A 24,718-nucleotide genomic window follows, 5' to 3' on the forward strand; every position below is an offset into this window, starting at 1 on the left:
TTGCGAATAGAGCCAAACTGCGGTGAACCGAGCCTTCGCGGGGGGCGGAACGCCTGTTGCGCGCTTCACAATCCGTTCCGGCATCCCGTAGATTCCCCGCATGGCGGAGGTGGGACCGGAGACTGGAAGCGCGGAGAGCGGCGCGTCGCCGTGGCGCGCGCTGTGGATCAGCGCGGGAGCGCTCGCCGCCACGCTGGCGCTGATCGTCCTCATCCTCTCGATCACCTGGTCGAACCGCGCCCGCGACGAGGCGATCGGCTGGGAGCGGCGAAGCGCCGAGATCACGTTGCTCACCCGCACGATCGACGCGACCATCGCCCGCTCGGAAGCCGCGCTCGGCCGCTACGTGCTCGACGAAAAGCCGGTCACCTTTACCGCCTATTACAACGAGTGGCGCACCGCCGGCTGGCAGATCCGTCAGCTGACCAGGCTTGCCAGGGAGGATCCGGACCAGCTCTCCCGCGCGGTCGAGCTGCGCGCCCTCTACGAGCGGCGCGGCGCCGAGCTCGCGCCCGCTGCGAGCGCCGCCTCGCGCCGGGAGGGGATGGACGGCCTGCGCTTCCTCTATCAGGCCTCGCGCGGAGACACGCTCGGGCAGCTGCGGAGCAAGCTGGAGGAGATCGCCCGGGCCGAGCGCGTCAATCTCGAGCGGCGAATGGCCGAGACCCAGGGGCTCGTCACCCGCGCCGACACCTTCACCGAATGGCTCGGCTGGCTCGCAATCCTGATCGGCTTCGGAGCGCTCGGACTCGCGCTTCTCGCCTGGCGCTCCTACGCCGAAGGCGTGGCGGCGCGCCGCGAGGCCGAGGCCCAGGCGTGGCGCGCGCTCGATCTCGAAGAGGCGGTCCGCTCGCGCACCCGCGAGCTTTCCGACGCCAACGCCGCGCTCAAGGAGGAAGCGCGCGAGCGCGCCGCCGCCGAGGCGCAGCTCCGCCAGGTGCAGAAGATGGAGGCGGTCGGCCAGCTCACCGGCGGCATCGCCCACGATTTCAACAACATGCTGGCGGTCGTCGTCGGCGGCCTCGATCTCGCGCGGCGCAAGCTCCACGGGTCGCGCCGCGAGGTCGAGTTCCACCTCGACAATGCGATGGAAGGCGCCACCCGCGCCGCCGCCCTGACCCGCCGGCTGCTGGCCTTCGCCCGCGCCGAGCCTTTGCTTCCCGAGGCGGTCGCCCCGGCGCAGCTGGTCGAAGGCATGCTCGAATTGGTCGACCGGGCGATCGGCGAGCGGATCAGCGTGCGCACCGGCTTCGCCTCCGAGCCGTGGCACGTCTGGGCCGACCCCACCCAGCTCGAAAACGCCGTCCTCAACCTCGCGGTCAACGCCCGCGACGCGATGGAGGGGGCCGGCGACCTCACCATCCAGGTCGACAATGTCGCCCTCGCCGAGGCCGAAATCGCCGAGCTTCCCGCCGGCGACTATGTCCGCCTTCGGGTCTCGGACACCGGCAAGGGCATCGCGCCCGAGCATCTCGACCGCGTGTTCGAGCCCTTCTTCACCACCAAGGAGGTCGGCAAGGGCACTGGCCTCGGCCTTTCCCAGATCTTCGCCTTCGCCCGCCAGTCGGGCGGCGAGGTGACGATCGAATCGCAGGTCGGGCGCGGTACCAGCGTCTCGGTTTACCTGCCGCGCTCGGCCGCCGCGGCCGAGGAAGCGAGCGCCCGCCCGGCCAAGGCGGCGCGGCGCTCGTCCGAGCCGCCGCCTTCCTATCCCGGGGCCGCGGTCCTCGTCGTCGAGGACGATCCGAGGGTCAGCCGCTCCACCGTCGCCGCTCTGGAGGAGCTCGGCTACCGCCCCACCCCATGCGCGAGCGGCCGCGAGGCGCTCGAGATCCTCGAGCGCGACAGCGATATCGAGCTGGTCGTCACCGACGTGATGATGCCGGAGATGACCGGGACCCAGCTCGCCGCCCAGGTCCAGCGCCTCTACCCGCGGATCGCGATCCTGTTCGTCACCGGCTATGTCGGCGAGGCGGGCGACGCCGGAGACCTCGCCGGGCGCGACCTCTTACGCAAGCCGTTCACTCTCGACGCCCTCGCCCGCGCCGTCGCCGCGGCGCTCTCGGCGCGCTCGCCGGTCAGCGGATCGCGCCGCGCCAAAGCAGACGAGGAAGCAGCGTAAGCGCGCCAAGGATCGGCCAGCGCCGCTGCCACGGCTTGACCTCGATCCTCGTCCCCGCGTGGCGGTTGATCTTCCAGGCGAGATAGTCGGCGCCGCCGGCATAGGTGGTGGTCGCCTTGGCCAGGCGAAGGAGAGTCAGCGCCTTGCCCTTGCGCCGCGCTCGGCGCCACCAGCGTCGCATGGCCTCGGACGAAGCGACCAAGCCTACCTCTCCATTTGGGCCGGTTCCGGTCAGCTCCGCGATGCGCGCGAGGGTCGCATCGCCGATCCGAACATAGCGTTCATGATCCGCTTCGATGATGCTCGACGGCCGCTGCCCGCGCTCGGCCCGAAGTTCCGCGGAATAGGTCAGTTCAAAGCCCCGCCGCCATAGGTCGATCACGGTCACGTCCTTGTGCGGCTCCATCATCGGGATCGTGTATTGAAACAGAGTAGGAGCCGCATCGGCGACGATATCTATTACGCGTTCCCGCATGGCCTCATTCGAAATCCAGACCAGCCGGGAGGGCTGCGCAAATCTCGCCCAAACCGAGGTGCTCCCGGCCTTGAAGCCGATTTCGCGCCGGAAATCCGCTTCGCTCAGCACCGCATATTTGGCCGCCAGCCCGTCATGCTCGAACGGAAAGACGTTGGGCGGAAGCACCCGGTTGGCGAAGGCCAGCCACCCGCGCCCATAAGCCGAGCGGTAATCGGAGACGATCAGGTAGAAATCGAGCATCAGCCCGTCGAGCTGCTTCTCGCGAAGGCACGACCCATAGAACAACACCGCCCGCGCGGCGTCCGGATATTCGGCGGCAATCGCCCCCGCCATCGCCGCCACGCGCGGATCGACCGCCTGCGAAAGCTCGGCGGCGACGAGATCGTGAAGCGAAGTCATGCCCCCCCTTTAGCCGCGCCCGGCCGATCCGGGGAGAGGGCGGTTCCCGCCGCAAACAGGACAGCCCCCCTTTTCCAGCCTCAGGCCGCCTCGTCCGCTACCGCCCTCGCCACCAGCTCCGGCTCTTTGTCGATCACCTTCAGATAGGCGCGCACGGCGGGCGGGGGCATGTGGCGGCCAATCTCGTACTGGCGGATGTTGGCGAGCGGGATTCCGTAGGTCCGAGCGAACGCCTCCTGGCTGAGGCCGAGCCGGTTCCGAAGCATCCGGATCCGCCGCCCCATCTGCCCCCGCTCCACGCCGGCCACGCTGACGTCGAAATCCTCCGGGTCATTCGGATCCTTCGGGATCGCGATCATAGTCTCTTTGTTCACCGGCATTGCTCCTTCGCACCGAAATCAGCCGCAGCGTTTCGCCGCGCCAGACATGGACGACGGTCCACAGCCGCCCCTCCACCGTCCCGACCGCCTTGTAGCGATCCTCGCCGTCGATCGGCCGGGAGGAAGGCAGGACGATATGCGCGCCGTCCTCGAACACGCGCAGACCGAAGGCGAGCGCCACGCCGTGCTTGATCCGGTTGGCTTCATCCTTCGCCGAATCGAATTCGATCACGACGCAAATATATGTGATTCACTCAGCCGACGCAACCGCGCGCGCCCGGATCAAAGTACCACTTTGATCCGCTAAGCCGCCAGCCGCAGGAAATGCACCGGCGCCGTCGGCCTCAGCACGATCGGCCGGTCGTCATTGGCCTCGAACATCTCGCCGTCGAGGATAATGTTCGAGCGCGTCCCGGCGATCCGGATCTCGTCGCCGCGCTCGAGATGGACTCCGCGGATGGCGTGAAGGCCGAGCCGGCCGCGGATCGCGGCGAAGAGCGCGCCGAGGATCGAGATCAGGTTGCGCTCGATCACCAGCAGCTGCATCGCCCCGGCGCGCGGGCCCGTCCCGGTCATCGTTCCGTTGAGCAGAAGCCGCTCGAGCGTGGTCACCATGACCAAAGCGAAGCGCCCCTGCATCTCGCCGCTTTTCGTCACCGAAACCGTGATCGGCGCCCATTTGCCGGGGAGCAGGCGCGAGCGCCGGCCGATCAGCACCGAAAGGATGCCCATCAGGAAGGTCAGCCCGTGCGCCGCCCAATTGGGCAGGCCGAGCGGATAGATTTTGTGGCGGCAGAAGAGGATCGTGTCGGCGAGCGCCGCGCCGCCGAGGAACATGCCGAGCACCGGGCGCTCGCCGTCGAGCCGGCCGCCGGTCAGCGCGATCAGCTCGCGCGAGACGATGTGCGGCACCATGTCGGTACGCACCACGGCGAGGATCCGCTCGAGCGCCTCGATCGGGTCGCCGGCGGCGCCGAGATCGTGGGCGATGAGGTTGGTCTTGCCGTTGGGAAGCACCGCCACCGGCGGCGGAGTGTCGCCGAAATGGCCGCCCTGGTAGAGCTCCGTCAAAGCCGCCTGCACCGTCCCGTCGCCGCCGTTGATGACCAGCACCTTGGGCTTCACCCGGGCGATCGAGCGCAGCGCCTCGGCGATCTGGTCGACCCGCTCCACCTCGTAGTGGAAGATGTCGGCGTGCTGGGCGCAATAGCTCCTCACCTCCGGCAGAAGCGACTGGTTGCCGGTGGAATGCGGGTTGGAAAGGAGCGCGATCGATTTCATCTCATCCGTTTCCGGGCCGGATCGAGAGGCCCGAGCGATAGTTGAGGACGACGTTCACGCCGAGCGTGCCCTGGCCGACATTGACCGCGACGTCGCCGAAGCGCGGGCGAAGGTGCATCAGCGACAGGCTCGGGTTGCGCGAGAAGCCGCCGCCGTCGCTCCAGTCGCCGCGGGCATTGTCGCCGTCGACGTCGTGGCGCACCGCGACCGCATAGGTCCCCGGCTGCGGAACCGCGATGCACACCCGCATCGGCCCGCCCGGGGTCACCGGCACGTTGATCTTGCGAAGGGTCTGGCCCCTTTGCAGAAACGTGTTCGCGCTGTTGTAGATCGCGACCCGGATGTTGCCGGTGCGCTGGTTGAAATGGCTCAAATTGACGAGGATCGACGGCCGGCCGGAGCGGCAGGCCGCGGCGTCCGCGCCGAGCTGGGCCTGGGCGGCCGCGGGCAGCGCGCCGAGCGCCGCCGCCAGAAGTCCCGCCCGCAAAATCTTCAACTTCATTTCCCAAACTCCCAGGGTAGGGCCGAACGCCCGCGCGCGCATGAAGGGCCGCGGGCAAGGCCGTCTGCCTTTCCCCCATGGCCGCCCAGATCGTCTCCGCTTGCGGCGAAATAGTGGCGAAGGGGCGTCGAAAGGTTGGAAATCCGCGCACCCCGAGCGTCCGAACCGGCCAAAAGGCGATGACCGCGCCCCCACCTGCCTCTATAGCCGCCGGGCAAGGCGCCGCGTGGGGACCGTTGAGGCTTGAAGTTTCCGAACCAAATCGACCGCTATCTGACCCGGCTGATCCTCATTCCGCTGGTCGGCACGCTCTGCCTCGCGGCGATGCTGCTGCTGATGGACCGGATGCTTCGCCTGTTCGATTTCGTCGTCAGCGAGGGAGGGCCCGTCACCGTCGTGTGGCGGATGCTCGCCAATCTGATCCCCGAATATCTGGGCCTCGCGATCCCGGTCGGCCTCGCGCTCGGGATCCTGCTCGCCTTCAGGAAGCTCGCTTTGTCCTCGGAGCTCGATACGCTGCGCGCCGTGGGGCTCGGCTACGGGCGCCTGCTCTGGATTCCCTATTGCTACGCGCTGGTCCTGCTCGTGCTCAATTTCGGGATCGTCGGCTTCCTTCAGCCCTACGCCCAATATTCCTACCAGAATTTGCGTTACGAGCTGAGCTCGGGCGCGCTCGGCGCGTCGATCAAGGTCGGCGAGTTCACCAGTCTCGGGCGCCGGATGACGCTGCGCATCGAGCGCAGCGAGAATCACGGCACCGATCTTCACGGAGTCTTCCTGCGCATCGCCGAGCGCGGCGGGCGGACCGTCGCGGTCAGCGCCGATCGCGGCCGCTTCCTCGCCACCGACGATCCGGAGACGATCCTCTTCCGCCTCTCCAACGGCCGGCTGGTTCACGATCAGCCCGGCTATCGGGTCCCGCGCGTGCTGAGCTTCGTCCAGCACGATTTGCCGATCAACCTTCCGGCGATCGGCAATTTCCGCGGCCGCGGCGACGGCACCAAGGAGCTGACCGTGCCCGAGCTGTGGCGGCTCGGCGGCGATGCCAGCCTCCCGCGGGAGCGCCGCAACGCGATCCGCGCCAATTTCCACTTCCGGATGGTCGAGGTGGCGATGATGCTGCTCGTGCCTTTGCTCGCGGTGGCTCTGGCAGTGCCGCCCAAGCGAAGCACGTCGGGTCTCGGAATCTTCATCTCGATCGTGTTCGTCGTCACCTACCACAAGGTCAACCAGTACGCCGAGCAGATGGGGGCGCAGGGGCGGATCGATCCCTTCTTCGCCCTGTGGGCCCCCTTCCTCATCTTCGCCGGCCTGATGGTCTGGATGTACTGGACTCTCGCCCACATTCCGGGCGGCCAGCCGATCGGCGCTCTCGAGCGGCTGTTCGCCAGGCTGACCAAGGCGGTCGCGCGCCTGTTCCGGCGCGGCCGGCGGCGGAGCGCGGCGGCCTCGTGATCAACCTGTCCTTCTTCCCGTCGCGCCGGATCGCGCTCTACCTCTCGCGTCTGTTCCTGATGCGCAGCGCGGCGGTGCTGGTCGCTCTGGTCGGAATCCTGATGATGCTCGATCTGCTCGGCAAATCGGGCGACATCCTCGCCCATCCGGGCAACGGCGACGCGGAGCTGTGGCGCTATGTCGGCCTCAGGCTCCCCCAATTGCTCGCCCGCTTCCTCCCCTTCGCCGTATTGCTCGGCACCCTCATCACCTTCGCCGGGCTCAACCAGAACAGCGAGATCATCTCGATGAAGGCGGCGGGCATTTCGGCGCACCAGATCGTCGCGCCCTTGATCCTCGTTTCCGCGATGATCGCTCTCGTCCATTTCGGCTTCAACGAGCGCTTCGTCACCCGCGCGACGGCCACCTTGAGCGCGTGGGACGACGCCGATTTCGGCCCGGTCCCGCCCGAAAGCGGCGTGCAGACCAATTTGTCGCTGGTCCACGGCAACGACCTCATCTTCGTCAGCCGGGTGAGCGGGCGGGGCTCCGGCGTCCGTCTCGCCGGAATCACCATCTACGGCCGCGAAGGCGGGACGCTGCGGCGGATCCTCACCGCGCGAACCGGAGCCGCGGCGCCCGGAGCCGGGTGGGTGCTTCGCGACGCGACCCTGTTCACGGTCGACACGGGCCTGACGGAGCATATGGGCGCGGTCCGTGTCGGCAGCGACATCACGCCCGACGAATTCACCCTCGCCCGGGTCAATCCCGACGAGCAGGATTTCTGGCGCCTCAGGCGCTCGATCGCCGATCTGCGGGCCGCCAACCGCCCGACCGCTACGCTCTCCTCCAGCATGTGGCACAAGATCGCGGGCCCGATGTCGACGATGCTCATGCCCCTGCTCGCCGCGGTCGCCGCCTTCGGCCTCGCCCGCTCGGGCGCCCTGATGGTCCGGGCGGTGATCGGCATGGCGCTCGGCTTCGCCTATTTCGTCGCCGACAATTTCGCCATCGCGATGGGCAATCTCGGCGCCTACCCGCCCTTCCTCGCCGCCTGGGGGCCGTTCCTTTTGTTTCTGCTGGTCGGCGAGGCGGTGCTGATCCGGACGGAGGAGTGAGATGCTCTATTTGGCGATCAAGGCGCTCCTCTCCGGCATCATCATCGCGATCGTCTCCGAGGTCGCTCGGCGCAGCCCCGGCTGGGGCGCGCTGATCGTCTCGCTTCCTTTGGTGTCCATCCTCGGCATGATCTGGCTCTGGCGCGACACCCACGATCCGGTCCGAATGGCCGCCCACGCCGAGGCGACCTTCTGGTTCGTCCTGCCGACCCTGCCGATGTTCCTGCTGATGCCCTGGATGCTCCGCCAGGGCGCCTCGTTCTGGGCCGCGCTCGCCGTCGGGTGCCTGGTGACCGTCGCGCTCTACGGCACGATGACCTTGCTCGGGCCGCGGCTCGGGATCCGGCTTTGAAGGACGAAGTGCCGGCGCCGCCGCTTCCCCTGTCCGAGGCGGTGCGCGTCTGGACGCGGATCGCGGCGCTCAGCTTCGGCGGGCCCGCCGGGCAGATCGCGGTCATGCACCGCATCCTGGTCGACGAGAAGCGCTGGATCTCGGAGGAGCGCTTCCTCCACGCGCTCAACTATTGCATGCTCCTCCCAGGCCCCGAGGCGCAGCAGCTCGCCACCTATATCGGCTGGCTGATGCACCGGACGAAGGGCGGGCTGATCGCCGGCGGGCTGTTCATCCTGCCCGGCTTCGTCTCGATCATGATCCTCTCCTGGCTCTACGCGGCGCTGGGCAGCGTCGATGCCGTCGAGGCGCTTTTTTTCGGCCTTAAGGCGGCGGTGCTGGCCATCGTCCTCGACGCCGTGCGGCGGATCGGATCGCGGGCGCTCAGGAACAACGTCATGCGCGCCCTCGCCGCCGCCGCCTTCCTCGCCATTTTCTTTTTCGCAATTCCCTTCCCGCTGATCGTCGTCGGCGCCGCGCTGATCGGCTATGCCGCCAGCCGGGCCGGCTCGTCCGCCTTCGCCGGCGGCGGCGGGGGGCACGGGCCGGCCGGCTCGTCCGCGGTCGAGCCCGGGGACACCCTGCTCGGCGACCATGTGCCCGACCACGCCCGCCCGAACCTGCGCTGGTCGCTGCGCATCTCCGCCATTCTTCTGCTGCTCTGGCTGGGGCCGGTGGCGACGCTGCTGCTCCTGCTCGGCCCCGACGACGTGTTCAGCAGGATCGCGCTCTTCTTCTCGCAGCTCGCGGTGCTGACCTTCGGCGGCGCCTATGCGGTGCTCGCCTGGGTCGCGCAGGAGGCGGTGGAGCGGTTCGGCTGGCTCCAGCCGGGCGAGATGCTCGACGGGCTGGGCATGGCCGAGACCACGCCTGGGCCGCTGATCATGGTCACGCAATTCGTCGGCTTCATGGGCGCGTTCCGCCAGGCGACGGGCCTTTCGCCGATGGCCGCCGGGACGCTCGGCGGAATCCTCACCACCTGGGTCACCTTCGTCCCCTGCTTCCTGTGGATCTTCCTCGGCGCCCCGTTCGTCGAGCGCCTCCGCGGCAACAAGGCGCTGTCCGCGGCGCTCGCCGCGATCACCGCCGCGATCGTCGGCGTGATCCTGAACCTCGCTTTCTGGTTCGCCTTCCACACCCTGTTCCGCCAGCAGCGCCAGTTCGCCGCGGGCCCGCTCGATTTCGACCTGCCGGTGCTCGCCAGCGCCAACCTCCCCGCTCTGGTCCTCGCCGCCGTCGCCATTATCGCCATCTTCCGGCTCAAGATCGGCGCGTTGCCGGTGCTCGCCCTGTGCGCGGCGCTGGGCGCGGGATATTGGTTGGTCGCCGGGGCCAATCCGGCATAAGCGGGCCGATGCAGGACGATCCGCCCGCCCCTCCGGCCCCCGCCGTCACCCGGGGCGACGTCGCGCGCGGCGCCGGCCTCGCGGGCCTCTCGCGGCTTGGGGCGCTGATCGAGGCGCTGGCGCAGCCGCTCTACACCTGGCTGTTCGGCCTCTCCACCTACGGCATCTACATCGTCCTGTGGGGCGCGGTGAACCTCGCCACCAACATCGTTCACCTGTCGATGCCGCTCGCCCTTCAACGGGTGGTTCCGGCCGAGGACGAGGAAGGAGCGCACGGCGCGGTGCGGCTGGCGCTGCTGATCGCCCTCGTCCCCTCCAGCCTGATCGCGCTCGCCGTCACTCTGAACGCCCACGCCGTCGCGGCGATCTTCTCCGCCGCGCCCGAGGATTCCGCCCGCCTGCCTTTGGCCGTCGCCCTGTTCGCCTGGTCGCTGCCTTTGTGGACCTTCATCGAGGTCGCCACCGCCGCCGCCCGGGCGCGGCGCGCCTTCGGGCCCGAGATTCGCCTGCGCATCTTCTGGGAGCAGATCGCGCGCATCCTGTTCGCGCTCGGCTTCTTCGCCGCCGGCGCCGGCTCGCTCGGCCTGATCGCCGCCCATCTCTGCTCGCTGGGGGTGACCGCGTTGCTCTGCGTCCGCCTGCTCGGCCGCTATTACGATCTGCGCCTGATCCTGCGCGCGCCACTGCCGCGCGGCGAGGCCGGCAAGCTGGTCGCGACCGGCCTCGGCCTGCTCCCCTCGAACCTCGCGCGGCGCGCCCTGATCGACGCGCCGCCGGTGGTTCTCAACCTGATGCTTCCCGGCGCTCGCGGCGCCTCGGCCGCGGCCCTGTTCGAGATCGCGCGCAAGATCTCGACCGTGCCCCTGATCGTCCGCCAGGCCTTCCAATATGTGCTCGGCCCGCTCTCCTCGGCCCAGGCCCATGTCGACCGCGGCCAAATCGGGCCGCTCTACCATTTCGCCAGCCGGGTCTCGACCGCGCTCGTCGTCCCGCTCTCCGGCCTGCTGGTCTTCGCCGGAGTCGACGTTCTCAGCCTCTACCGCCCCGAGGCGCAGGGCGCGCTGCCTTTGCTCTTCATCCTCGTCGGCGCGCGCGCGGTGGAAGCGATCGTCGGCCCTGCCTCGGCGATCGTCGAGATGATCGGCCACCGCGTTCTGCCGACGCTCAACGCCTTCATCGCCGTGGCGCTCTTCGCGGCTATCGCCTTCTGGCTGGTGCCGGCGACGGGGCCGCTCGGCATGGCGGTGGCCATCGGCGCCGCGACGATCGTCTCGACCTACGCGGCGACCGTCGAGCTCCAGCTGAGCGACGGCCTCAATCCGTTCGACTACAAGCTGGTCCAGGGCCTCGGCCTCGCGCTCGCCGGCTGCGCCTTGATGTGGGGCGCGGAGCAGGCGCTGCACGGCCCCGCCCGCTTCGCCGCCTGCACGATCCTGTGGGCCGCCACCTCCTGGCTGACGCTGCGCTACGGCCTCACCCGGGAGGACAGGCTGGCGCTCGGGGGCCTGTCGCGGAGTCTTCGGCTCGCCTGACCCTTGCCTTTGCCGCTCAGACCGTTTTTCATGAAGGCTCAAGAACAGCGGGAGTGATCCGATGGCCCGGCCCATGCGTCCGTTTCTCTTCGTCCTTGCCGCCCTCGCCGCCTTGCTGCCCGGCAGCGCGCGGCCGCAGGCGGCGCCCGCCGCGCCGTCCCTGATCCGCGAGCGCTCCCCGCTGGTCGCCATCGAGCACGTTCTCGTCATCGACGGCACCGGCGCCGCGCCGCGCGCGGGCCAGACGATCCTCATCGACCATGGCCGAATCGCCGCGATCGGCCCCGACGGCTCCCTCGCTCTGCCGGCGGGCGCCTCGCGAATCGACGGGACCGGCAAGACCGCCATCCCCGGCCTCGTCGGAATGCACGAGCACATGTTCCGCACGTCCGCCGGCGACGGGGCGTTCAACGTCATCCAGGCGCCGGTCACCTTTCCCCAGCTCTATCTCGCCAGCGGCGTGACCACGGCGCGCACCGCCGGCTCGGTCGATCCGCACGGCGATCTCGGCATCAAGCGGGAGATCGAGGCCGGGCGGCTGATCGGCCCGGATCTCGATCTCACCACGCCCTATCTCGAAGGCGCGCCGCCGGCGATCGCCCAGCTCTACCCGCTGCGCGGCCCGGCCGAGGCGCGCGAGGCGGTGCGCCACTGGGCCGCGCTCGGCTTCACCTCGGTCAAGGCCTATATGAACATCTCGGCCGCCGAGCTCTCCGCGGCGATCGCCGAGGCGCACCGGCGCGGAATGAGGGTCACCGGCCACCTCTGCTCGGTCGGCTACGAGGAGGCGGCGCGCCTCGGCATCGACAATCTCGAGCACGGACCGTTCGGAGCGCCCGACGGCGAGCTCGACCCGCAGCGGGCAGCCGGCCATTGCGGCCGCGCCGGCGCCGACGCGCCGCTCGGCGCCGGCGCCGTGATCCGCCACATCATCCAGAACGTCGCCCCCGACGCGCCCGAGGTCCAGCGCATGATCCGCACCCTCGTCGAGCGCCGCGTCGCGATCACCTCCACCCTCGCCGTCCTCGAAGGCGGCGACCGGCCCGATCTCGAGGCGACGCCGCACCTCCAGGCCCTGCTTTCGCCGGACACCTGGCGCGTGCAGGTCCGCCGCCACTCGGCCCAGCGTCCCGCCGCGGCCTTCTTCGCCATGATGCTGCGCAAGGAAATGGCGTTCGAGCGCGCCTTCGCCGCCGCCGGCGGCCTCTTAATGGCCGGCGCCGACCCCACCGGCGACGGCCACGTCATCGCCGGCCTCGGCGACCAGCGCGGGGTGGAGTTGCTCGTCGAGGCGGGCTTCACCGTGCCCGAGGCGATCCGAATCGCCACGCTGAACGGCGCAATCTATCTCCGCCGAGAGCGCGAGATCGGCAGCCTCGAAGCGGGCAAGCGCGCCGACATCGTTCTTCTGGATGGCGATCTCGCGCGCGACGTCCGCGCCATCACCCGGCCTCTGATCGTGTTCAGGAACGGGCTGGGCTACGATTCCCAGGCGATCTACGCGAGCCTGCGCGGCCAGGTGGGGCTTCATTGAGGTCAATCGATCGAAGAATTGATGGTTCGGATTTCATTACGGAGTCAGTTCACATCGCTTCGATTGTGAATATTCGCCCGAAGTAGTAATATCGAGTCGCGGTATCTTTGCCGCAATCGGGATCATCTCAGGATTTCCATTCGGAATCCGCGCCGCGGCCATGCCTGCGGCGGCGCATTCATATTGGCGGGAGCTGGGCTATGGCGAAGATTTTGATGGTGCTCGACGGCGGCTACCGCTTTTCGGCAGACGACGGCATCGACGATTTCACCTATATCACGCTGGTCACGGCGCTCGAGGAGGCCGGACACCAGGTGACCAAGGCGCATCGCCAGTCGGACACCAGCGCCACCCACCAGGACTTCAATTTCGAGACCGACCTCGACCTGCTCGATTTCGACGTGCTGTGGATGATCGGCAAGGACGGCCGCAACGGCTTCAACTCCGTTACCCCCAGCGGCAAGGGTCTTGGCGACCCCGGCGACCCCGTGATGGTCGGCCAGCTTGCCGCGATCGCCAGGTTCATGCAGGCCGGCGGCGGCGTGTTCGCGACCGGCGACCACGACAGCATCGGCTCGATCATGTGCGGCCACATCCCGCGCGTCAGGGTGATGCGCGCCTGGTATGGCGAGGGCGATGGCTCCTCGCCGATGGAAACCGATTTCCCCACCTTCCCGCGCAACTATCCGCGGAGCAGCGCTGGGCGGGCCGACACCACCCAGCGCAGCGGCCTGAGCAACTACAATGGGGACGCGAGCCTCGTCTGGTTCGAGAACCAGTCCGATTCCACCCCGCAGACGATCACCGCCAAGCCGCCCGTCCACCCGATCCTCCGCCGCGACGACGCCACGGTGATCGCGGTCTTTCCGGACCATATGCACGAAGGCAAGGTGCTCGACGACGTCGGCAACAAATACGATTACACGCTTTCGATCCCGATCGGCGCCGAATCCTTCGTGGAGTTCCCGCTGGTCGCGGGCAATCGCGAAATGCCCCGGATCGTCGCCAGCGGCCAGACCACCGGCTACACGAACAAGTCTGTCACCGACGGCATCCTCGACATGAATACCGAGCTTTCGGCGATGAAGGAGGTCGGCACGTTCAGCGTCTATGACGGGCGGCAGGCGGGGGTCGGTCGGATCGTCACCGGCTCGACCTTCCACCACTATATCGACATCAACCTTGCCGGCGACAGCAGCGTCGACAACGCCGACAAGGTGGCCAAGGCCGGCCCGGATTCGGTGAAGGACGAGGGCTTCGCCTACGATCCGCCCTCCGTCCCTGGCGCCTTCGCCGACATCAAGGCGGTCTACGCGAACATCGCCGACTGGCTGGCGCGGCCCCGGCCGGCGATCACGATCGTCCTCGAGCGCAGCACGTTCAGCCAGGACGAGGCCAATGCCCAGCCGCAATATGACGGCGCGGTCCTGGTCTATGTCGACGGGCTGAAGCCGAGCCAGTTCCCGGGCGGTCCGCTCGACGACCTGACGCCGTCGGCGACCGACCTCGGCAACTGGGCGCCGCAGCTGACCTTCGCCGAGCCCGCAGGCCTTTCGATCGAGGCGATCGGCGTCGACAGCGACGACCCCGCCTTGCCGGACCGGCTCCAGCGCTTCACCTTCCGCTACCGGCTCACGATCAACGCCGCCTCGGCCTTCGCCTTCGCCGAAATGTTCAACACGATCGAGCTCGATGCCGTGCTGAACGCTCTCGACGTCCCCGCGCCGCTGACCGACAAGGCGTGGATCCAGCTGGTCAAGTCGGCCAATCCCTTCAGCCTCGATCTCGACAACGCCAACGACACGGTTTGGCTGAGCTCGGATCTCAAGATCTTCCCGGTCGTCGCCGGCGGGGGCGAGTCCATCGCCGGCTACAGCCTGGCCGCCAACGCCTCGCGCACCGTCGCGCTCGATTTCCTGAAGAACGTGGTCGACCATATCTCGATCAACGACTTCGTCCACCTTCCCTCGGGCCAGCAGCAGTCCGCGCTCAGCCCCATCCCGCAGACCACCCAAAATCCGAAGAAGAACGTCTACAATTTCGCGCTTGCCCGGGTCCGGCTGAGCCCCGGCGGGGCCGATGCGAACGACGTTCGCGTCTTCTTCCGAATCGTCCCCTCGCCAACCACGGCGGCGCTCACCTTTCATGGCGCGACCGGCAGCTACGAGAAGACCGCGGGCGGATGGGCGGCGCCGGGCAGGAACGGCGCCCACACCGACTGGGTCTCCTTCCCGGTCGTCGCCGAAGCGCGCAACCCGGCCTACGCCTCCCAGACCGACGGCAATAACGAGAAGGACGTCGGCGCCGGCGCGTCGGTCATCTTCGGCGCCCTGATCGACAACAATCTGGGCGACGATTATCTCAGCGCCAATCCCGACGGCAGCGGCGGGATGAAGAGCCTGTCGGAGCTGATGGTCGGCGAGCATCAGTGCATCGTCGCCCAGATCGAATATCCCGGCGCGCCCATTCCGGACGGCGCCACGCCCTTCGCCTCCGACAAGCTCGCCCAGCGCAACATCGCCTTCAGCGAGATCGCCAATCCCGGCCTCGATGCGTCGCGCATGGCGCTCCACACGTTCGAGATCGAGGCGGCGCCGAACACGGTCAGCGAGGCCTTCCCGCCGGACGAGCTGCTGCTCGACTGGCTCGGGTCCGTGCCCGACGGAACCGAAGTGCGCATCTACGTTTCCGGCTGGCAGGCCGCCGACGTGGTCGCGCTCGCCGACCGTTTCTACGCGCGCCACGACATCCGCGAGGTCGACGCCCACACGATCGCGCTGCCCGGCGGCGGCACCCGCTACGTGCCGCTGCCGCCGAGCCAGCAGCGCGGGACTGGCGTTCTGATCGCCGATTTCCCGATCGGCGTGAAGCGGGGGCAACGCTTCGATCTCGCCGTCCGCCAGATCACCAACCGCATGCGGCTGGTCGAGCCGCCGCCGCCCAGGGTGACGAAGATTTCGCGGGAAGAGGCGGCTGCCCTCCTTCAGCCGCAGACCGGCGCAACGGCGGCGGCCGCGCCCCCGCGCGGCGCGTTCGATCTGGGCGGCAACCGCACCTTGGTCACCGATCTCAGGCTGTTCGACGACGAGGGCGATCATGCGCTGATCGTCGAGCATCCGGAAGCCCAGGCGGTGGCGGCCGCGGCGGCCCAGTCCGGCGTCTGGCGCGAGACGGTCGGCGCCTTCCAGCTCGGCATCCCGGTCTCGGTCAAGGGCGCGATGCTGCCCTATCACCTGCAGCTTCTCTCGATAATGCGCTGGCGGGCCGAGAAGATGAAGCCGAACGCGCGCTGGCACGCGACCTTCCACCGCTACCTCGCCCTCCTCGCCGAAAAGGTCCGGGCGCTCGGCGGCGATCCTTACGCCGTCCCGGCGACTCCCGACGGCATCTTCCCGATGCCTGGCGACGGAGACGGCCACGGGGGGCATGGCGGAGATGGTGGGCCCTGGGGAGACGGGTCCGGGGGAGACGGCGCGCACGGTACGGCCGCGCGGCACCGCTGGCACGCCTGGCACTGGCTCATCCTGCTCCTGCTGGCACTGATCCTGCTCGTGCTGCTGATCCTGTTGCTGCGGATGGGCTGAGGGGCCGCAGGTTGGACGGAACCAAGGTCCGATTTGCGCCCATGTCCGACCTTCGGCCACTCTGACCGCTCCCCCGAAAGCCGCCGGTTAATCGGTGCAGCCGCGTGACCAGTATGCACCCTACCTGTTCGCTGGTCATTGCAGCCAGCCAGCGTGCCTGGCTCGCGCGCCCGAGGTTTGTGTATCAGGTCGGGGAGCCGGTCTCGATCGGCTGCAGGATGAAGCCGGGGAAACTTACAATGTTAGCAGTGTCGCCTAATGTCGCGCTGACAGCTTCATAGGTCTCCGATGTGGAGACAATGACCTGTTGTCCATTCTGCGCGGACTGCGACGCGGAACGCAGAAACTCGAAAAGACTGGACGATTCCACTTCCTGCTGACCGGGTTCGTCGAAGATCGCCAGCCCAGGATGGTTCACGCTTAAATCGCGCATCAACTCCAGGCAGGACAGGTAATAGGCCCATTTGAGCCTGATCGCGTCGCTCGCCGACATCTCGAAATTGATCTCTTTCTCCACCGTCTCACCCTTGTCGTTGCGGAGCACGAGAGGGCGGAAATTATCGTATGACAGAGAAATCTCGCCGGGCTGAAAAGACCGGAAGCCGTAGCGCTCGAGATGACGGCGGATGCCGGTTTGCAGATGCTCGATTTTGCGTTTGTCGGCCGCGGTGAGTTCGTCAGCCGGAAGCTGTCGCAAACTGCTGGTCGCCAGCGCCCACTCGGACGCAATCTCCCTGAGTTCGTCCAACAGCGAGTTCGCAAGCTCGTCGATGCTCTCCAAACGGTCGATGAAGGCCTGGAGCCGGACAATCTCCTCGATCGCTGCGCGAGATGGCGAGGCGCTGGGCCGCGTCAATTCCTGACGAAGCACCCGCAATTGCTGCTGCCTGTCCTGAAGATCCCGTTCGGACCCCCGATAGCGCGCGGCGATCTCCTGCAATCGCTCGCGCGAGTTGAGCAGAGCGGAGCGATAAAGTTCGAGCTGGGATTTGACGAACGCGATGTTCTCATCGAGTGCCATTCCCACGCTGTCGACGGTCGGCAACAGTTCGTTCGAGACACCCTGATGACACGTCGGGCAAACATGCTCCGACGCCGCGCGTCCAAGTTCAGAGCCAAGACGCTGCAGCTTTTGTGCATCCTGATTGCGCTTCAAATCCGTCTCAAGCGCGGCCACCCGCTCTTCGAGCGCCGCATTGTCCTGCGTTTCGGCGCCATATTCGCCCCGGACCGCCTCTAGGATCGCCGATAGCGCGTCGAGCTGTGACCGAAGGTCCGTCACGCGCGCCTGGATGTCCGGCGCGGCCTGCTCGACGGTTTCGACCTGACTGGCCTCAAGCTCGGCCACCCTGCCGGTGGCGATCTGCAGCACATCGGCAAGCCGGGTCCATTCGCCCTGATAATAGAGCTGCAGGTCAAGCGTCGGCGCCGCCGCAAACTCTGCGCTCGGTTGGAGGGCAAGACCCCTGATTCTGCCCACGCGGGCTGCTGCTTCTTCCATGCCCTTGCGACGGTCCGACCAGCGCCCCAGCAACTCTGAGATCGCCGCCCGCAATTCCGCACGCCGCCGGCGGTTTTTCGCAGTCTCCAGATCGAGCAGAAATTCCATGACCCGCCTTGCAACATCCTGGATGCGCAAGAAGGTCGGGAACGGACCCTGGATTGAGGACCATCCTCGCTTCTGCTCGACGAAGAGCATCGGGAAGATCGCCTCGAGATACAGAGGGCATTCCGTTCCGTCGTAGCGGGCGACGATGGGCAGATCCCAGTCGAGGAACTGCGCGAGAAAGGCGTGAAAGCCGCTCTCGTTCGTCGCCGAGCCGCCATCCAGAACGAAATAATCGCGTTGTTCGCCGCGCGGAATTTCGGAGCTCAGCGACGGACCGTTCCAGGTTTGGATCAGCTTCGTGCTCTTGTCGCCGACCACATCGCGATGGAGCACGACGATCTCGCCCTGCGCGTTGGCGATCTCAAGCTCGACATAGGATTGCAGGACGAGATCGTAAGGATCTTCCTTGAACTGGTGGATTTGCTCGCGCATCGCATAGGGAAGCGGAACCGTGAGCTGCGGGCCAAGCGACCGCTCCAGACCGAGCGCATAGATGATAGCCTGCAGGCAGGTCGACTTGCCGGATGTATTCGGCGCCTGGACGACATTGAGGCCGGCTTCGAACGGTATGTCGGCGCCGAAGGCACGCGTCGCCGTGAAGGAGCGCAGGCGCAGATGCCGTAGCTGGATCATGCCCGCACCTTCTCGCCAAGGAGCGCGCCGACCCCAGTCTCGGTTATCAGCTTGGCCAGCTCGGCGACGGCGGCCCGCTCCTCGACCAGCGCATCCTCGACGCCTACTACGGCTGCCGCTGCATCGACGCCGGTCTTGGTGAGCTGTAGCGCGGCCCGGCCGGTCGCCTTCGTCCAGATGGCCAGTTTCTCGCCAACGACAAAATCAACAGCGCGGGCGAATGCCGGTTCAACCCTCAGATTCCACGGCACTGCGGCGTGTGTGCCGGACAGGATCGTCTTCAATTTGTCCTGCTGACCCGAACGAATGGCGTCGTTGATGATGTGGAGTTTGGCCAGGGAAGCGCGATTGGCGCGCGAGCTTCCCAGCATCGCCATGATGAGTGCGACGCGCCATGCAATGCGAAGATCGCCGGGAACCGGGACCGGACGGCGCCGAAATGAGAAACGCCGGTTGGCAAGATCGATCTCCGTCACGATCAGCCCGCTTCCGGAAAATCGAGCGGGCAGCGGATCAGCCAGTCGCTGACGGTCCCCAAAGCGATCTGCGTGATGACGCCGGCTTGAAGCGTGGGCAGCGCCTTCGCCAGCGATTCCTCGATCTTCTGGGTGCTGCTCTGCAATTGCTCGGCGGGGAGGGTCGAACTGGCGCCAACGGCAATCAGCCGGGTCTCTTCCGCCTCGATCGATTGATAGGCGCGCTCCCAAAGCACCGCATGGTTCTGGCGCAGCTGATCGAGCGCATTCTCGCGGTAAAGATGCGCTTTCACATAAGCATCTCGCCGAGTGGCGATCTGCCGCGCCGTGGCGGCCGAACCATAAGCTCGTCCGAGCTTCTCATCGATCCGCGTTCCGATCGACGTCTCACCCGCGGCCGAGACATCCACAGGCGTCGGCATGTCGATGCTCAAGGGCGGGCCGAGCGACAAGGCTTTGAGCTGTTCGATCTCGCCGGCAAAATCCTCCTGCGAATGGCACAGAGCTTCGAAGTCGTCGGCCAGGAAGCTGAGACTCTGGCCCTTAAGGGCAATTCCGCGATTGCGGACGTCGGCAACCACATCCTTGTTGTCGAGGAAAGGGCACAGCAAAATCCATCGATTGACCGAAATGCCCGACAGGATCGCTTCGATCTTGTCCTTGTTCTTGGAGAGCTTGGGAAGGTCCCGGCCCGCCTTCGCCTTCATCGCGCTGGCGGCCTTCTTGACGTCCGAAACCTCTTCCGGCGCATAGCATTGGTATAGGCAGCCATTGGTGGTGAAGAATTCCAGACCGGCGTCGCCGCCGACGGAGTCGGGGACGATCTGGACGTTCTCTGGGCCGTGGCGGCGCTGGACGAGTTGCAGCGCGAACGCCTGCCACTCATCTCCCTTCCACGCGCGTCGAAAGCCCATACTTCGTCCCCCTGCATATTAGCCTAGTGTGGGAAGTCGACGCTGCAAGAGGATTTAGCAAAGCGATTTTGGCGAGAGGTTGCGAGCGGCAGTCATCAATAGCGGCCTGTCAATCACGAGGGCAGCACTGAACGGCAGCTATCCCAGGAGATTCTGAACGCCTGACATTCTGCAGACCGCCTGTTGCAAGCCCCCGGCGATCGACCTCGGCGATGTCCGCTTTCGCACTTGCGCTACCCATAGCTGCCAGTCCGTAACCGGCCACTTTCAGTCAGAAAGAGCATGGGCCCTCCGAGGCAGGCAACGATGCTGCTCTCTGTTCCGACCGCGGCCGCAATGCTAATCGCCCCCCGATGACCGACAATCCAATCCTCGCCTACGGCGCCTGGCTCGCCGAAACGCCCGCCGACTGGCCCGCCGAGGCGTGGGAGGCGGCGCGTCGCGCGTTCGTCGATACGATCGCGGTCGCCGTCCCGGGCGCCGTCGAGCCCGTCGCCCGCAAGGTCTTCGCCGCCGTTTCCGGCTGGGGCTCGGGCAGCTCCACCGCCATCGGCCAGGGCGCCCGACTCCCCGCCCCGTGGGCTGCCCTCGTCAACGGCACCGCGGCCCACGCGCTCGATTTCGACGACAATTTCGATCCGGCCAAGGCCCATGCCAGCGCCGTGCTCGTCCCCGCAATCCTCGCCCTCGCGGAGCAGGAAGGCGCCTCGGGCCGCCAATGCCTCGACGCCTATGTCGCGGGCCTCCAGATCCTCGGCCGGGTCGGCCAGGGGGTGAACCCCGCGCACCGCAACCGCGGCTGGCACGCCACCGCAACGGTCGGCGCGATCGGCGCCGCCGCCTCCTGCGCGCGTTTGTTGTGGCTCGACGCGCGCTCCGCCGCCCACGCCGTCTCGCTCGCGACCAGCATGGCCGCCGGCTTCATGAGCCAGTTCGGAACCATGGCCAAGCCGCTGCACGCCGGCCTCGCCGCGAAATCCGGAATCCTCGCCGCGAGCCTCGCCCGCTCCGGGATCGACGCCGGCCTTTTTACGCTCGACGGGCCCACCGGCATGAACCGGCTGATGGTCGGCCCGGACTACGAGCAGCTGCGCGACACGCTGAGCCACGTCGAGCACGGCCAGAACCTCCGCTTCGAGACCGCCAGAGTCGGTGACCCGCTCCTCCTCCTCTCCAGCGGCCTCAAGCTCAAGCGCTTCCCCAATTGCGGCAGCGCCCACCGCGCGATGGACGGCCTCGCGGAGCTGATCCAGGCCCACGGCTTCGGCCCCGCCGACATCGCCGAAATCCACGTCCGCGCCCCCGTCACCCACCTCAACAATCTGATGTACGCCGATCCCAAAGACGCTCTGCAGGCCAAGTTCAGCCTCGAATACGGCCTCGCCTGCCTCGCAATCACCGGCAATTGCACCCTCGCCGACTTCACCGACGCGGCGGCGATGCGCCCCGAAATCCGTGCGCTCTATCCGCGCATCCACCGCGTCCCCGTCGACAAGGCCGAGGGCGAGTTCCCGACCGAGGTCGAGGTCCGCCTGACCGACGGCCGAACGCTCGAAACCGCAATCCCCTGGCCCGCCGGAAGCCTCGCCCGCCCGTTCACCGACGCCGAGCTCTGGGCGAAGTTCGAAGGCTGCACCGCCGGTCTCCTCCCCGCGCCCCGCGCCGCCGCCCTGCGGGACGCGCTCGAGCGCCTCGCCGATCTTCCCACGATTGAACCGCTCACGGCCGCGCTCTACGAGGCGCTGTCATGAGCGACACGCGCTACACCGCCCTCGTCCTCGCCGCGAGCCGCGGCAATCTCGATCCGCTGGCCCAGGCCGGCGGAGTCTCCCACAAATGCTTCATCGACATCGCCGGCCGGCCGATGCTCGAGCGCGTGGTCGAGGCGGTGATCGCGGCGGGCCGCTTCAGGCGGATCGTCGTCGGCATCGAGGCGGAGAGTATCGCGGAGGCGAAGGCGCTCCTCGCCGGCCTCCCCGGCGCCGGGGCCATCGACTATGTCCCCACCCGCGAAAATATCGGCGCCAGCGTCGCCGCGGTCGCTCGCCCCGATATGCTTCCTTTGGTCGTCACCACCGGCGACAACGCGCTGCACACCGGCGAGATGGTCCGCTATTTCTGCGATTCGCTCGACGGGCTCGACGAGGACGGAGCGATCGGCCTCACGCCGGCGCGCTTCGTGCTCGAAAAATATCCCGAAGGAAACCGCGCCTTCCACCGCTTTCGCGACGGCGCCTTTTCGAGCTGCAACCTCTACGCTTTGCTCACCCCCAAATCGCTCGACGGCGCGAAGATCTTCAACTCCGGCGGCCAGTTCGGCAAGAAGCCGAAGCGCCTGATCGGCGCCTTCGGCCTGTTCGCCTTCCTCCTCTACAAGAGCCGCCTGTTCACGCTTCGAACGGTGATGAAGGCCCTCTCCCGGACCCTCGGCCTCAGGACCGCCCCGGTGCTGATGCCCTTCGCCGAAGGGCCGATCGACGTCGACCGCCAGGTGGACTGGGATCTGGCCAATAAAATAGTGAAGGCAAGAGAGGGCACGGCGGCCTAGCGCGACCCCGTCATTGCGAGCATAGCGAAGCAATCCAGTGCCGCTTCGAGGCCCGCTGGATTGCCGCGTCGCTCCGCTCCTCGCAATGACAGGCTCGCATGGATATCCCTAAAGCACCCGGATCCGCGGCTCCCGCTTCGGCCTGAACAACTCCGTCAGCGCCCAGACCATCGCGTCCGCCCGGTCGGGCGAATCCCGCGGCCCGAAATAGCCGCCGCCCGCCGTCATCCCGCACAATTGGTCCTCCAGCTCGGGAAAGCGCCCGGCGATCTTCACCTGCCCGGCCTCGAAGCGCGCGGCGATCGGCTCCGCCCTCGCGACCTTCCCCCTGCTGGCGCTGACCAGCCGCACCGGCAGATGCGGCGCCGCCCCGGCGAGCGTGCTCCCCACCATGTCGCCGCCATTGTTCTTCTCGGCGATCACCCGGTCGGCGCCCCACTGCTCCACCGCCGCCGCGACCTTCAGCGCCCACCCGTTCGGCGTCGCCCCCTCGATGCTGTGGTCGCCGAGCACGTAGGCCATTCCGTCCGCGTCCATCCCGCAGGCGACGATCCCGCACGTGCCCGCCGCCGATGCGGGCGGATCGACCCCGATCACGATCCGCATCAGCCGGGGACAGTTGCCGGCAACTGTCCCCATTTCAGGCGACCTCAGCCTCTCCACCATCTCTCTCTCCCACAAGGCCCCTTCCACGTCTTCGAACAGCACGCCGTCCAGCTCCTGCCGCCCGATCCGCGTGCCGCCATATTCGGCGGTCATCGCGATCAGATAATCCTCGGCATTGTGCGGATTGTCAGCCGTCCGCCCGCCCGTCATCGCCGTGTCGGGAGCCGCCACGATCGCCTTGAGCGCCCGCACCGGCGCCGGCGTCGTCGTCACGAGGATTCGCGGCCTGGTCCCCAGCCGAAGCCCCATGCGAAGGTTCATGAAGGCCTCGCCCGCCCGCCGCCACTTGGCCAGTTCGTCGCACCAGGCGAAATGGTGCTGCGGCCCGCGCAGCATCGCCGGGTGAGCGCCGGAATAAGCCTGAGCGACCGCTCCGGAGGGGAAGGCAAGCTCCCCCCTGCTCGGCCGCCAGAGAGGCGCCTCGTCCGACCGCGCGGCGGCGAGCAGCCCGCTCTCGCCTTCGACCATCACCCGCCTCGCCTCGTCCAGGCTCGCCGCGACCAGCGCGATCCGCGCGTCCGGATGCGCGCGCGCGAGGCTCCACACCCATTCGGCCCCGCACCTTGTCTTGCCGCAGCCGCGCCCGCCCATCAGCAGCCAGATCCGCCACTCGCCTTCGGGTTCGATCTGCCCGTCGAGCCGCTGCCAGCCCCATTCCTCGTCGATCGCCCGGATCGCCGGCGGCGGCAGCAGTTCGAACAGCCGCCGCCGCTCGTGCGCCCGCAGCTGCATCGCCCGCCGCAACAAGTTGCGCCATTTCTCCTCCCTCACCGCAAATCCTCCCCCGGATTTCCGGGGGAGGGGGACCAGCCGCAGGCTGGTGGAGGGGCCCCTTCCGCCCCGGACTCTCCACACTCCCCCCTCCCTTCCTTAAGGGAGGGGCCGGGGGTGGGTCCCCGCGCAGCGGGGCCTTCTTCTGCTGCCGCCTTCCCCCGCCGCCGCTCATTCCTTTCGAACGCCGTCAGCTTCTTCTCCAGCGCCGCCATCGCCTCCTCGAATGTCCAGCGCTCGCGCACGCGCTTCGGCGCGCGCCGCCCGATCCGCCCGTCCGCGCCGCCGCTTTTATATTCGCGAAGCAATTGCAGGCTTCGCTCGAAGCTTTGCGCAAAGCCCGCCCCGCTTTTGGGGCGGATCCGATAGGCTTCCTGCGCCGCGCGCTGCTGTTGCAGGGTCTCGGCCTCGAGCAGCCGGTAGCCGGTCTGCAGCGCCGCCTCGAAGCCTTGCGCGAACGCCGGATCGTTCATCAGGTGATCGTAGACCGAGTCCACCGAGACGCCCGCCGCCTCGGCCGCCGCCGCGAGGTTGCAGCTTCCCGCGAAATGATCCAGAAAGGCTTGCTTGCGCTCGCGGGTGAACCGCATCCGGCGGCTGCGCTGCTTCTGGTAACGCCGCCCGCACTGGCCCAGCACCAGCACCGGCCCGCCGCTCTTCACCACCGCCTCGGCCCAGGCCGCCGCGAACGCCGGATCCCGGTCGCGCCGGTAATAGAGCGTCGAAAGCGCCACTCCCGCGGCCCGAGCCGCGTCGGCAATCAGCGCGCCGCCCTCGACCGCCGCAACGAACGCCGCCATCTGGCGGCCGTCGAGAGTGAGGCGCAAACCCTTGCGCCAGCCTTGGCCGGGGCCTGTTCGACGCGCCGAGGGCTTCTTCCTGTTCTGTTTTTGTCCTTTTTGGTCCATCGTTATCCTGCCTCGCCCGCGAATCGGAACAAAGGAGGATCGCAAACGAAAGCCAATTTTGCAAGGGGGTGGGAAAATATTTTTACCGGTTT

General features: G+C 67.7%; 20 protein-coding genes. 10 read left to right on the forward strand and 10 right to left on the reverse strand.

From position 1 onward, the window contains the following. Nucleotides 1-100 precede the first annotated feature (100 nt). On the forward strand, nucleotides 101-2,122 hold the full coding sequence (locus tag E6G92_09395) for a response regulator (protein ID TMJ19951.1): 2,022 nt from the start codon (nucleotides 101-103) through the stop codon (nucleotides 2,120-2,122). Here E6G92_09395 and E6G92_09400 read toward each other — a convergent pair. The 5 genes from E6G92_09400 to E6G92_09420 all read right to left on the reverse strand — a co-directional run bounded on the left by E6G92_09400 (nucleotide 2,079) and on the right by E6G92_09420 (nucleotide 5,162). Beyond that, entirely contained in the window at nucleotides 2,079-2,999 is a 921-nt protein-coding gene (locus E6G92_09400) for a hypothetical protein (protein ID TMJ19952.1), read from the reverse strand. The two genes, E6G92_09395 and E6G92_09400, sit on opposite strands and share 44 nt — an antisense overlap. Nucleotides 3,000-3,079: 80 nt before the next feature. Next, nucleotides 3,080-3,379, reverse strand: coding sequence for a helix-turn-helix domain-containing protein (locus E6G92_09405; GenBank protein ID TMJ19953.1), 300 nt, complete (start codon nucleotides 3,377-3,379; stop codon nucleotides 3,080-3,082). Next, nucleotides 3,330-3,620 (reverse strand): BrnT family toxin, encoded by a 291-nt coding sequence (locus E6G92_09410; GenBank protein ID TMJ19954.1) that lies wholly within the window; start codon nucleotides 3,618-3,620, stop codon nucleotides 3,330-3,332. Before E6G92_09410 ends, E6G92_09405 begins: the two co-directional genes overlap by 50 nt. Nucleotides 3,621-3,682: 62 nt before the next feature. Further along, nucleotides 3,683-4,660, reverse strand: coding sequence for a diacylglycerol kinase (locus tag E6G92_09415; GenBank protein TMJ19955.1), 978 nt, complete (start codon nucleotides 4,658-4,660; stop codon nucleotides 3,683-3,685). Between the two features lies 1 nt (nucleotide 4,661). Beyond that, nucleotides 4,662-5,162 (reverse strand): DUF2141 domain-containing protein, encoded by a 501-nt coding sequence (locus E6G92_09420; protein TMJ19956.1) that lies wholly within the window; start codon nucleotides 5,160-5,162, stop codon nucleotides 4,662-4,664. 243 nt (nucleotides 5,163-5,405) lie between these two features. Here E6G92_09420 and lptF point away from each other — a divergent pair, with 243 nt between their 5' ends. The 7 genes from lptF (at nucleotide 5,406) to E6G92_09455 (ending at nucleotide 16,101) form a co-directional block, all read left to right on the forward strand. After that, nucleotides 5,406-6,617: an LPS export ABC transporter permease LptF gene (gene lptF, locus E6G92_09425; GenBank protein ID TMJ19957.1), complete on the forward strand. Its 1,212-nt coding sequence runs from the start codon at nucleotides 5,406-5,408 to the stop codon at nucleotides 6,615-6,617. Next, nucleotides 6,617-7,714 carry an LPS export ABC transporter permease LptG gene (lptG, locus tag E6G92_09430; GenBank protein TMJ20781.1) on the forward strand — a complete coding sequence of 366 codons (1,098 nt, stop codon included), beginning with the start codon at nucleotides 6,617-6,619 and terminating at the stop codon, nucleotides 7,712-7,714. Before lptF ends, lptG begins: the two co-directional genes overlap by 1 nt. A gap of 1 nt (nucleotide 7,715) precedes the next feature. Further along, the gene (locus E6G92_09435; GenBank protein ID TMJ19958.1) at nucleotides 7,716-8,066 is read left to right on the forward strand and encodes a DUF3147 family protein; all 351 of its coding nucleotides are present in this window, start codon (nucleotides 7,716-7,718) and stop codon (nucleotides 8,064-8,066) included. Then, complete coding sequence (chrA, locus tag E6G92_09440) at nucleotides 8,063-9,451, forward strand: chromate efflux transporter (GenBank protein ID TMJ19959.1); 1,389 nt, start codon at nucleotides 8,063-8,065, stop codon at nucleotides 9,449-9,451. The genes E6G92_09435 and chrA overlap by 4 nt, the downstream gene beginning before the upstream one ends. 8 nt (nucleotides 9,452-9,459) lie before the next feature. Further along, nucleotides 9,460-10,983, forward strand: a complete 1,524-nt coding sequence (locus E6G92_09445; protein TMJ19960.1) for a lipopolysaccharide biosynthesis protein — start codon at nucleotides 9,460-9,462, stop codon at nucleotides 10,981-10,983. Nucleotides 10,984-11,044: 61 nt separating this feature from the next. Continuing rightward, entirely contained in the window at nucleotides 11,045-12,517 is a 1,473-nt protein-coding gene (locus E6G92_09450; GenBank protein TMJ19961.1) for an amidohydrolase, read from the forward strand. Nucleotides 12,518-12,717: 200 nt separating this feature from the next. After that, complete coding sequence (locus E6G92_09455) at nucleotides 12,718-16,101, forward strand: hypothetical protein (protein ID TMJ19962.1); 3,384 nt, start codon at nucleotides 12,718-12,720, stop codon at nucleotides 16,099-16,101. A 184-nt stretch (nucleotides 16,102-16,285) separates the two neighbouring features. On the opposite strand, the gene E6G92_09460 is transcribed toward E6G92_09455, so the two are convergent. From E6G92_09460 to E6G92_09470, 3 genes are read right to left on the reverse strand one after another with little or no spacing between them, the layout of a single operon-like run. After that, a complete protein-coding gene (locus E6G92_09460) occupies nucleotides 16,286-18,343 on the reverse strand; it encodes a hypothetical protein (protein TMJ19963.1) in 2,058 nt (685 codons plus the stop codon). Beyond that, a complete protein-coding gene (locus E6G92_09465; GenBank protein ID TMJ19964.1) occupies nucleotides 18,340-18,819 on the reverse strand; it encodes a hypothetical protein in 480 nt (159 codons plus the stop codon). Before E6G92_09465 ends, E6G92_09460 begins: the two co-directional genes overlap by 4 nt. Before the next feature lie 2 nt (nucleotides 18,820-18,821). Further along, nucleotides 18,822-19,733: a hypothetical protein gene (locus tag E6G92_09470; protein TMJ19965.1), complete on the reverse strand. Its 912-nt coding sequence runs from the start codon at nucleotides 19,731-19,733 to the stop codon at nucleotides 18,822-18,824. Nucleotides 19,734-20,086: 353 nt separating this feature from the next. Between E6G92_09470 and E6G92_09475 the strand changes: the two genes are divergently transcribed. Both E6G92_09475 and E6G92_09480 read left to right on the forward strand, forming a co-directional pair. Beyond that, on the forward strand, nucleotides 20,087-21,484 hold the full coding sequence (locus E6G92_09475) for an MmgE/PrpD family protein (GenBank protein TMJ19966.1): 1,398 nt from the start codon (nucleotides 20,087-20,089) through the stop codon (nucleotides 21,482-21,484). Beyond that, nucleotides 21,481-22,281, forward strand: coding sequence for a hypothetical protein (locus E6G92_09480; GenBank protein ID TMJ19967.1), 801 nt, complete (start codon nucleotides 21,481-21,483; stop codon nucleotides 22,279-22,281). Before E6G92_09475 ends, E6G92_09480 begins: the two co-directional genes overlap by 4 nt. Before the next feature lie 108 nt (nucleotides 22,282-22,389). On the opposite strand, the gene E6G92_09485 is transcribed toward E6G92_09480, so the two are convergent. Beyond that, nucleotides 22,390-23,718 (reverse strand): ATP-binding protein, encoded by a 1,329-nt coding sequence (locus tag E6G92_09485; protein ID TMJ19968.1) that lies wholly within the window; start codon nucleotides 23,716-23,718, stop codon nucleotides 22,390-22,392. Further along, nucleotides 23,715-24,518 carry a hypothetical protein gene (locus E6G92_09490; GenBank protein ID TMJ19969.1) on the reverse strand — a complete coding sequence of 268 codons (804 nt, stop codon included), beginning with the start codon at nucleotides 24,516-24,518 and terminating at the stop codon, nucleotides 23,715-23,717. Before E6G92_09490 ends, E6G92_09485 begins: the two co-directional genes overlap by 4 nt. Between the last annotated feature and the right edge of the window lie 200 nt (nucleotides 24,519-24,718).

The organism is Alphaproteobacteria bacterium (genome assembly GCA_005883305.1).
Lineage (GTDB): Bacteria > Pseudomonadota > Alphaproteobacteria > Sphingomonadales > Sphingomonadaceae > Allosphingosinicella.